Genomic DNA, 9,241 nt, shown 5'->3' on the forward strand with positions numbered 1-9,241 from the left:
GATCTCCTGAATCAAAAATGAATATAATAGGGGTAAGACAAATCACTAAAGAGCGCTCGGAAGCACCGTTAGCGTATGGGAGAACCATGCCTACCGGTGTTTTTTTATTTTGGAGGAGGATTAAGATGGAATATAGGAACACCCAGTTGGAAAGAGAAATGATTATGGGTTGCGTACTAGAAGGACACCAAGCCAATACTCCGATTCGTTGGGACTGGATGAATCCGGACTATGCGACAATCGCCTTTTTGGGCGACAAGGAAAAGTCAGCCCGCAAGAACATTGTCAGTAAGGTTGCTCGGAACATTCATCTGTACGATGATAAAGTGGTTTTCTGGATCACATCTGATCTGAGCGGAGAGAGCTATCCTACAGAAACCGATGATTCGATTGCCTGGCTCGAAGAGAAACCGGACTTGCCCGCAGCGCATGATCCAAACCAATACTTTCGTGACCGTCGAGGCATTTTCCCAGCTACATATTTTGATCTTACTGCACAAGGCAAGGGGGGATTCAATTTCCGTGAGTATGTGCCGGCCGTATCATACCGAGCTCATATGGAAGGCCCGACACATGGATATCACCGAATATTCGAATCGATGGGCAATTCAAGTGCCAAAGAAGTGCTGCTTCATGCCATCAATGACACTTGCAAAGTAAAGTGGCATGTGACGCCCGAAGGTCGGAAATTCATCATCCCTGCGGGTGTATCGGTATATGAGAAAGCTGCTGCGATGGTACTGGCCATGTGGAGCTTTTGGGCACAAATCTGTCGTCTTGATAATCCTCAGCAATTTATGCTGATCATTGAGCCGGACAAGGACATCTTGCTTGGAGAACACGAATCCGAATTTAAAAATCATATTTTCCGTACGCTCGATGTTATGCGAAGTCTCTCCGATGAGATCACGATGAGTCTCATGCTATCCCTAGAGACGATGTTTCCGATACCTGAACTCGGGATCAGAACGAGGGTGTATCTTCAAACTTACCAATCTGACTTCGATATGCTCACCGATGAGCATGAAGAGTTCTTCGGCCCATTACTTTACGAGGAGTGGGGGAAAGGGAATTCCCATGTCGCTTATATCCAGGATTCGTATACCGGGGAAAGCTGCATAGGAGAGTTGCACCCGGACCGGATTCGGTTTGCGGAGCAGCAAGTTACCCATGCGTAACTTTACTGGCTCAAATCGGAGTCAAATATAATTAAAGCAATAGGTAATCACATTGAAGAGGAACATTACAACGGTAATTATTCTCATGGACAATTGGAACGACAAAAAGAACTTTGATGACTTCAAATAAGTGGAGTGGGTTGCCGAGGCAATCCGTTTTTTTTTACTTCAAATGAGCTTTATGACTCTACCAATCTATCGAATGATAGCTTAAAATATAGGCATACTTTTTCTTTTTTATTTGCTCCTGCCAAGCGGCCCATGGAGTACCGTTGCTAGATTCATTAACTGGCCAAAACGCCTACCTATAGGTGCCTAAGTCTGTCCTTTTTAGGAAGACGAAGCTCCTTTAGGTAGGCTTTTTTGCGTCCAAAAGGAGGTGTATAAGGGATGAGGGTAACATGCTCATGTCCAGAATTATGTGCTCAGAAGGCGAAGAACCACAATGAGCACCAAGAGAAATTTTTGAGTGATGCTCAAGATCGTCTTGAAAAATTTCAGGCAGTCTTGAAGCAAAACGTGAATGCTCTCATTAAGAGCAGACACGGTGATCGCCGTCAATTCGAGCGGTCTTTTTCGATTAGTGAGATCAGAGAAGCAGTTGAGAATGGTTGGGCTATTGAATCTGGCTACAACAAGGAAACAAAAGAACGGACCATCTTGATCATGTACAATCTGAAAGTGGGGCCGAAAACGTTTCGTCCAATGCATGTGGTTTGTGGATTCAGCGACAAAAATCCTGATATCTGGACTATCGTGACGGAGTATGATCCAAGATCCCATGAATATAAGTGGGCGAATGGTTACATGCGTCGAAATTGTTTTTGCGATGCAAGAGATTGAAGGGTAAAATGGGTGTAACGATATTGTTCGGAAAGGACGATGGAACATGACTGCGTTATACCCAATACCGGATTTCAGCATATGGAGTAAGGAGGAAATTCGCATGTTAAAGCTAAAGGCCATCATGCGTGGAAAAACCACTACCGATTACATAAAAGGACTTGTGGAACGAGATCAGCCCGAGCCGACTTCCTCGAAAGGGTATTGCTTTCAATGCCACGAAGAGCATGAGTTGATTCCGAATACAGTGACGGAGAGTATGTTATTCAGAATCGGCGATGAACAAAAAGAAATCAAAGTGACGGAATTCCCGGCACAAGTTTGCAGTAAATGCGGCAACACGACGATCAGCGTTGGTCTGGCCGCGGAAGTAGAAAGTATCGTCGAGGAGATTGTCAGTGAGCGAATCAACCGCCCAGCTGCCATGCCTCTTCCGGAGAAAGTCTCGTTTAACACATTGTTATACGGGGAAGCAATTGCCTAGGAAGTTGGGAACCTCCGGTTACCCGGCTTCTTTTTTTTACTCATCCGGGAAGTTGTTAATCTAAACATACCCAAACCCTTTACATCATGAATGGAGTAGAGATGATGAGCTGGCAGAAACGAAGGAAGAGCGGGAAATAATCAGTTCTCAACTACATAAGCTCGGACAGTATATATCGAGTTTGAAATGGCAACATCCAAACAAGCAAGCGCCTGACATCTGTTCAGGCGCTTCTTTGCATTTTGATCAGCATTAATCTTTATAATGGTAGTAAAATTGCTAGGTAATGTGGCTCTTCGTATAATAGAAACAAGTATTCGACATCAGTAAAAGGACAGCGGAGTTTGAGGAGTGTATGTAAGTTGATTTTAGCAAAAAAAGTAAGAATTAGACCGACTCCAGAACAAGAACAAAAGCTATGGCGTTGTGCCGGTGTGTCTCGTTGGGCGTATAATTGGACGCTTGCCCGACAGGAAGAAAACTACGCATACGGAGGGAAGTTCCTTTCCGATGCCGTGCTGCGGAAAGAACTGACAAAGTTGAAGCAGACGGAACAATATGCGTGGCTCAATGAAGTTTCAGCACAGACGACAAAGCAGGCCGTCAAAGATGCATGTGGTGCCTACATAAAGATGTTTAGGGGCAAATCTGGGAAGCCGAAATTTAAATGCAGGAAACGGTCAAAACCGTCTTTTTACAGCAGGTATGATCGCTTTAAGGTGAACGGGTGCCTCATTTATCTGGAGAAGATCGGTTGGGTGCAAACGAGTGAAGACCTTCCCAAGCATGACAAGTACAGCAATCCGCGAGTTTCATTTGATGGGAAGTATTGGTATGTAACAGTCGGTATAGAGCAGGGGCAGGAGAAGAAAGAGCTGTTAGGTGGGGTCATTGGAATTGATGTAGGCATTAAAGATCTCGCTGTATGCAGTAACGGCATGGTGTTCATAAACATAAACAAGTCTATTACCGTAAGAAATGCGCAAAAACGCTTGCGTAGGTTGCAGCGTAAGGTTTCTCGCAAATACGAAATGAACATGGAGGGAAGCCGTTTCGTCAAGACAGGCAACATTGTAAAGGTTGAAACATCCATTCGTTTGCTTCACCGGCGACTGACGAACATTCGTACCAATTACATTCACCAGGCAACGAGTGCAATCGCGAAAACCAAGCCATGCGTCATTGTGATGGAAGAATTGAATGTGAGTGGGCTTATGAAGAACCGCCACATAAGCAAAGCGATTGCAGAGCAAAAGCTGTATGAGTTTGTACGACAAATGAAATATAAATGTGAAAAGATTGGTGCACGATTTATCCAAGCAAGCAGGTTCTTTCCATCATCTAAATTGTGTTCGTGTTGCGGGCGAATAAAGGCCGAATTAAAACTATCTGAGCGCACCTACGAATGTGTTTGCGGGTTGAGGATTGACCGTGACATGAATGCGGCGATCAACTTATCGAAATTGGCGGTCTGACACGTGAAAGTCTCCGCCAATATGTAGGATTCGTTGTATCCGAATTAACGCCTTGTGGAGTGTTATACCAAACGCTAGTAGCTCTGGCCAAAGCGGACACAATGAAGCAGGAAGCAAACAGGGATTTATAGAAATATATGTTCTTGGCAACGGTAAGATGTAGAAAGACAGTTTTTCAAATTTCAATTTGGTGAGAGGGAGATTTGATGGAATGATCTGATCATAGATGCCCTGAAGGAATTGAACACATCTATCCAGCTTTCAGATAGTCTGGAGCAGCGACAAGCGATTCTAGCACACGCGCGCCGGCTATTATCGGTACTCGTCGAAGCTGGCTCCATTCCACAAGAAATTATCGAACAATGGGACCATATAAAAAATTAACCTGTCAGGAGGAATCATTATGCTTAGAGGTATTGATCAAATGGAAACAGGTATTTTACTAACGAAAATGAGTGTGGTGCTGGCTAAGTTGAATTTCGGAAGACCGGAGGAAAAGAGAGTTGCTCGGGAAGAGTGCGAACGATTATCCAAGGTCCTTGCGCAACACGTTGATCCTCACGCATTCAAACTCGCCGCGCTGAACTTGGGATTCACTGAAGAGGAGATGCGCGTTCTTGAGCCCGCCGCTGTTTAAGCCTCCAACCAGATCGTGGGGGTGGGCGCTCTATCCAATCGTAGCGGCTCTCCTTGCAACTAACATTGTGTTCCTGATCCTGCACATTCAAGACGGCAGCAGCAAGGGGCGAGTGGAATTCGCCATATGCTTTTCATTGATGGTTATATCCTTGTATTTACTCTTCGGATATCACTATCTGCGATGGGCGGCATCCAGAAAGGCGGAGCTTCACCGAATTGCAAAGAAGAATCCTAAAGTCCTGTTCGAAAAATACAACCGGGTATTTATAGATGATGAAGTGTGCAATAAGCAAGGGGTGGACCCGCTCCGATTCAAACGATTAAGGCAAGTGGATCTAAGAGAAGTCGTACAAAAGCTAAGCAGAAATTGAGTAATGGTATTCAGTACTAAAGCAGAAATGGAGATGGAACCATAAAGAAATTATTTTGGTTATTCGTGCTAGTGGTGCTCATTTCTACAGCATCATATTTGACTCAATCTGGGATCTTCGAGAGCAAAACAACCGTTCAAAACGGTTCAGTAGTGACACTCGTCTTCCCGAAGGAACGTTATCCGGAAACAGGAGCCCATATCAAGTCCGCCATAGAACATGGAGAATCAAACATTTGTACAATCAATAGGGACGGGGCAGATCATAACCGAGATTTATCGCTTAAGGGTGTACCAACGAAGAAGGGATATGACCGCGACGAATGGCCAATGGCAATGTGCGCAGAGGGTGGTGCAGGGGCTGATATTATGTACGTCACACCAGCCGACAACCGTGGCGCTGGCTCATGGATCTCAAATCAACTTGAAAAATACCCGGATGGAACTAGAGTAGAGATCATTGTGAAATAAAATCCCGAAATTGTTTCTATATTATCCTGACCGATAAGAAGAAGGCAACTGGTCCAATTATAGTTGGGCTGCCTTCTTCTTTTATTATTTCGTTAGCGTAGTGATCTATCTATTTAGCCTTTCATCAGTACAATCGTCAGATTTGTGTAATACATAATCCTTACTACCTGAATTCGAGTTGATTCCAAGTAAGCCCAGGGACAATAATGCTATCCGAGCTTATTCACCTATTGCAATTTATCTTCTTTTAAGAGCGTAGTACACTGGAAATGTAATGGCGGTTGCTATGCTCAAACAAACAAAAGAACTGGGGGTTATTAATTTCTTCATTTATAGGGCTCCTTGCTTCCTTCAAATCCCATTAGTCACAGATAGTTCTAAGGTGTACCATTATTATGGGTGATGAAGATAATGTTTATTCCTCCAATGCTTCTCCAATATGCCAAAAACAATGAACCGTTTGATGGTATTTCCACATTTGCCGAACTAAAGTGGGATGGCATTCGGTTGATTGTATCAAATATGGAAGAGATTAACCTATACACAAAGAACACGAATGCAACAGCAAAATATCCGGAACTCCACAATCCACCAATTCCGAAAGGGACTATTCTTGATGGAGAGATCGTTGTCCTTGATGAGCAAGGGCGAGCGGACTTCGAAGAGACAAATGCAGGTTTCCGATCCAGTAAGAAGCGAAAGCCAGTCGTATTCATGGCTTTTGACATCTTGTACCACTGCGGCATAGACGTGACTGGATTGCCATTAGAGCGACGCAAGCAGCTGCTTGAAGAGATACTTCAGGAGACGGAGCATTATAGAATTGTTCGGCCGATTAAAGGCAGCGCAAAGGACTTCTATAAAATCGTATGCCAGCATGGTCTTGAAGGTATTGTGATTAAGAAAAAAGACTCGAGATACGAAAAGGGAGTACGCTCCTGGTCATGGCAAAAAGTTATTAACTACCAAAAGGCAGAGGTCTACATAACCGGTTACAGCAAGAAGGAAAGTTCTTGGCTGCTCGGCTATCAAAATGGGGAACGTATCCGCCCGATCGGCACTATGGAGCTTGGTATAACCCAATCTGCTCGTGAATCAATGTGGCCAGTATTTCGTTCATTTAAAAGTGGTGAGAGCAAGGATTACGTATATATAAAGCCTGTGGTGCGCTGCAAAGTTAAATATAGGGATTGGTATAAGTCTGGAGCGATGCGGCTTCCAGTCTTTGAGGAATTTATTGTTTAGGGGATGACTTTTATGGAATACCGAGTTAAGCATAAGGAGACAGGCGAGGAGAAAACGCTGAGTCATTTAGATGTGAATGATATGGATTATGACGTAACCGACCGAATAGTTGTTTTTGATACAAATATGGAGGCGTACTATTTGATTGATGAAGTACAAGAGTAGTGAGTTATCGAGAATCATTGGATTTCACCGTAAACATCAACGAATCCCTTCTTTGGAACAGGTTGAGGCCGCTTTTAATGATGCAATTGCTGGAGATATTGATGGGGCTCTACGGCTTCTAGACTGGAAACGTCATTGCTTTTATGTGAAAGATGATTACGAAAGAGAAGTCATGTCGATGGTGTTTGCGTTTTGCTCTGATGTTATAGAATAAAAATAAAAGCCCGGGGATGCTTTCCCTCGGGCTTTCGCTTTGTCCGGTGGCCCGCTTAATGCCACTGTCTAGTGTGCAATTGCATAGGACCTCCAGCTATTGGTCTTTTTATTTTTATAGGGAGCGGAATTCACTACTCTGAAATCCAGAATGTATGATGGTTATATAAACGAGAGGAGGGAACGGGATGGCCAGACACACTAGTTTTTATCCGACGTTGAGGCGAAGATAAATTGAGCTCGGATGGCTTCGCAGCCGGCGATTCGCACAAGCGTTGAATATGTACTTGAAAAAGAGCCGGAATCCCCTTAAACGAGCAACCAGGTTAAAGCTGTACGACACGGCGAAGGACCGGCGAGAGTGATTGCAGGAGAATGGACTTAGCTTATTATAAAAACTACTTCCCTGGCCCGCAGGCCGCACTTAACACTTCTATGGAAGAAATCGTACGACGAGAAAAAGAGCTTGAGAAAACCTCCTCAGTTTAAAATTTGCTAGATATGGGCATCCTTTTACTAGAGTTGAAGATTCTAGTAAAGAGGTGCTTTTTTATATGCAGAAATCTTGGTTATTATCGATCATTTGTATGTCCATTATAAGCATTATTTTTGGGTGGGTTCGTCATGCTGATGCACAAGGCGAGCAAGAAGCATTTCAGTTATTGAACACAGTTAGACCGTATATGACGAGTGAGAATCAAATCACCTTCAAATATACAAGCAATTACGGAACCTGCGGTGGTGTAGCTCAGGATATGCTACAAACTGGGAAGAAACTGTCCCGAGCTTTTGGAATTCCTCAGGCAGAAGTGTTGAGTGAATCCAATTCACATCCGACATATAAAACGAAAGCTGAGGTTGTACCCGGAGCAGCCGTCACCGTAATAGTTGCAAGTCCACAAGGACAATCGGCCTGCTATGTCGTCTTGCGATTAGACGCTTCTCATGAAGCCGAACAGTCGGAGTTGATCAAGTGGCAGGAACAAGCAAGTGAACAATTGAAGAAGCTCGGTATAAATGGTCAATGGAATGTTATGGTGCAAGGTTATGTAAATGAGCAAGAACAGTCTAGTCAAGAGAGCTCCATAAAGCTGGTAAATGCTATAGCTCTAGCTTTTAAAGGTAAAACCGTAGAAAGCTACAAGGATCAGAACACGGTAAGTGCTTCACTAGCTTCTGGAGAGTTCCAATCTTCTATTAAGAGTGGTAACCAAGAGGTGAATCTGCAGATTGCTTTGCATCAAGAGTCTACGACTGGCAAGTTGCGACTAACCGTAGGTACTCCGATCATAACAATGGAATATTGAAAATACAGTATGAAGGTGCAGTTAATGCTGTTCCTTTTTGTTTGCTTCGAGATTCGGGTGAGATCAAAATTAATAGTTATCTCATGTTTAATAGATTAATAGATTAATAGATTGGTTAGAATGAGTAATAAATACAACTGAATAACAAATACAGGAGTAAGTAAGGAGGTGATCTTAACATGTTGAAGAAAGCCAATCAAAAGAAGCCGATTCTTCCATCCAATAATCCCGTTATTATAAATAATCGCTATTGTTTTCTGATGTGGGCAAAAACGGGTAATAAACGGTATCTGAATATACTCCATGGAGTGGGAATTTGACAACGATAAAAAAGCCGATTATCCCTAGTCTAATTGCAGAATCCTCCGAAAGCTCGTATTTTATTTCAATTCTTTCGAAACAACCGGGCAACGTTTGTAGCTGCCATTGTCAACAGTTATGTGGTTCATGAATGTACAATGGAAACTAAAGCAGCCGAATAAGTTACTTAGCGCTTTTTGAAGAGAAGCTTCTAATATAGTGAACAAAATTATAATGCCTCTGTTTTCGGATTAATAAACATTAATCGGTTTGACGATTGTTTTCAAATTGATGAGTTATAATGAACACGTGCTTAAGCAGCAGGTGTTTTTTTTGTTATAAGGATCTATTAGTAGGGAGATGTTATAAGAGTAGGTAAGAATCAACCTTAAAAACTTTTTTGTAATTGGAAGAATAAAACATTGCTATGTAATTGTAATCCATGTTATATTATCACTCCGGCCGCAAGATAGGCTGATGAAAGTAACTAGAAAAAAACTAGTTGCACAATAAAAATGAGTATGGTATATTACTTCTCGCTGCTTCGGTAA

Annotated in this window: 11 protein-coding genes; all 11 read left to right on the forward strand. The window is 42.9% G+C overall.

The window, feature by feature from the left end; all coding sequences use genetic code 11:
• The first annotated feature begins 125 nt into the window (after positions 1-125).
• The 11 genes from G519_RS0113060 (at position 126) to G519_RS0113110 (ending at position 8,390) form a co-directional block, all read left to right on the forward strand.
• Complete coding sequence (locus tag G519_RS0113060; RefSeq protein WP_029195075.1) at positions 126-1,178, forward strand: hypothetical protein; 1,053 nt, start codon at positions 126-128, stop codon at positions 1,176-1,178.
• A 390-nt stretch (positions 1,179-1,568) separates the two neighbouring features.
• Positions 1,569-2,021, forward strand: coding sequence for a DUF4258 domain-containing protein (locus tag G519_RS0113065; protein WP_029195076.1), 453 nt, complete (start codon positions 1,569-1,571; stop codon positions 2,019-2,021).
• A 103-nt stretch (positions 2,022-2,124) separates the two neighbouring features.
• Complete coding sequence (locus tag G519_RS0113070; RefSeq protein ID WP_029195077.1) at positions 2,125-2,505, forward strand: hypothetical protein; 381 nt, start codon at positions 2,125-2,127, stop codon at positions 2,503-2,505.
• Between the two features lie 362 nt (positions 2,506-2,867).
• Complete coding sequence (locus G519_RS0113075) at positions 2,868-3,980, forward strand: RNA-guided endonuclease InsQ/TnpB family protein (RefSeq protein ID WP_029195078.1); 1,113 nt, start codon at positions 2,868-2,870, stop codon at positions 3,978-3,980.
• Between the two features lie 403 nt (positions 3,981-4,383).
• Complete coding sequence (locus G519_RS0113080; RefSeq protein ID WP_029195079.1) at positions 4,384-4,617, forward strand: hypothetical protein; 234 nt, start codon at positions 4,384-4,386, stop codon at positions 4,615-4,617.
• Complete coding sequence (locus G519_RS0113085; protein WP_029195080.1) at positions 4,598-4,990, forward strand: hypothetical protein; 393 nt, start codon at positions 4,598-4,600, stop codon at positions 4,988-4,990. The genes G519_RS0113080 and G519_RS0113085 overlap by 20 nt, the downstream gene beginning before the upstream one ends.
• 98 nt (positions 4,991-5,088) lie before the next feature.
• On the forward strand, positions 5,089-5,460 hold the full coding sequence (locus G519_RS0113090; RefSeq protein WP_244280103.1) for a NucA/NucB deoxyribonuclease domain-containing protein: 372 nt from the start codon (positions 5,089-5,091) through the stop codon (positions 5,458-5,460).
• A gap of 411 nt (positions 5,461-5,871) precedes the next feature.
• Positions 5,872-6,705: an ATP-dependent DNA ligase gene (locus tag G519_RS0113095; protein ID WP_029195082.1), complete on the forward strand. Its 834-nt coding sequence runs from the start codon at positions 5,872-5,874 to the stop codon at positions 6,703-6,705.
• Between the two features lie 12 nt (positions 6,706-6,717).
• Positions 6,718-6,870 (forward strand): hypothetical protein, encoded by a 153-nt coding sequence (locus G519_RS50175; protein WP_154669570.1) that lies wholly within the window; start codon positions 6,718-6,720, stop codon positions 6,868-6,870.
• Positions 6,851-7,084: a hypothetical protein gene (locus G519_RS0113105; protein ID WP_127527615.1), complete on the forward strand. Its 234-nt coding sequence runs from the start codon at positions 6,851-6,853 to the stop codon at positions 7,082-7,084. The genes G519_RS50175 and G519_RS0113105 overlap by 20 nt, the downstream gene beginning before the upstream one ends.
• 553 nt (positions 7,085-7,637) lie before the next feature.
• The gene (locus G519_RS0113110; protein ID WP_029195084.1) at positions 7,638-8,390 is read left to right on the forward strand and encodes a YwmB family TATA-box binding protein; all 753 of its coding nucleotides are present in this window, start codon (positions 7,638-7,640) and stop codon (positions 8,388-8,390) included.
• Positions 8,391-9,241 lie beyond the last annotated feature (851 nt).

This window comes from Paenibacillus alginolyticus DSM 5050 = NBRC 15375, assembly GCF_000422905.1.
In the GTDB taxonomy this organism is placed as follows: Bacteria; Bacillota; Bacilli; order Paenibacillales; family NBRC-103111; genus Paenibacillus_E; species Paenibacillus_E alginolyticus.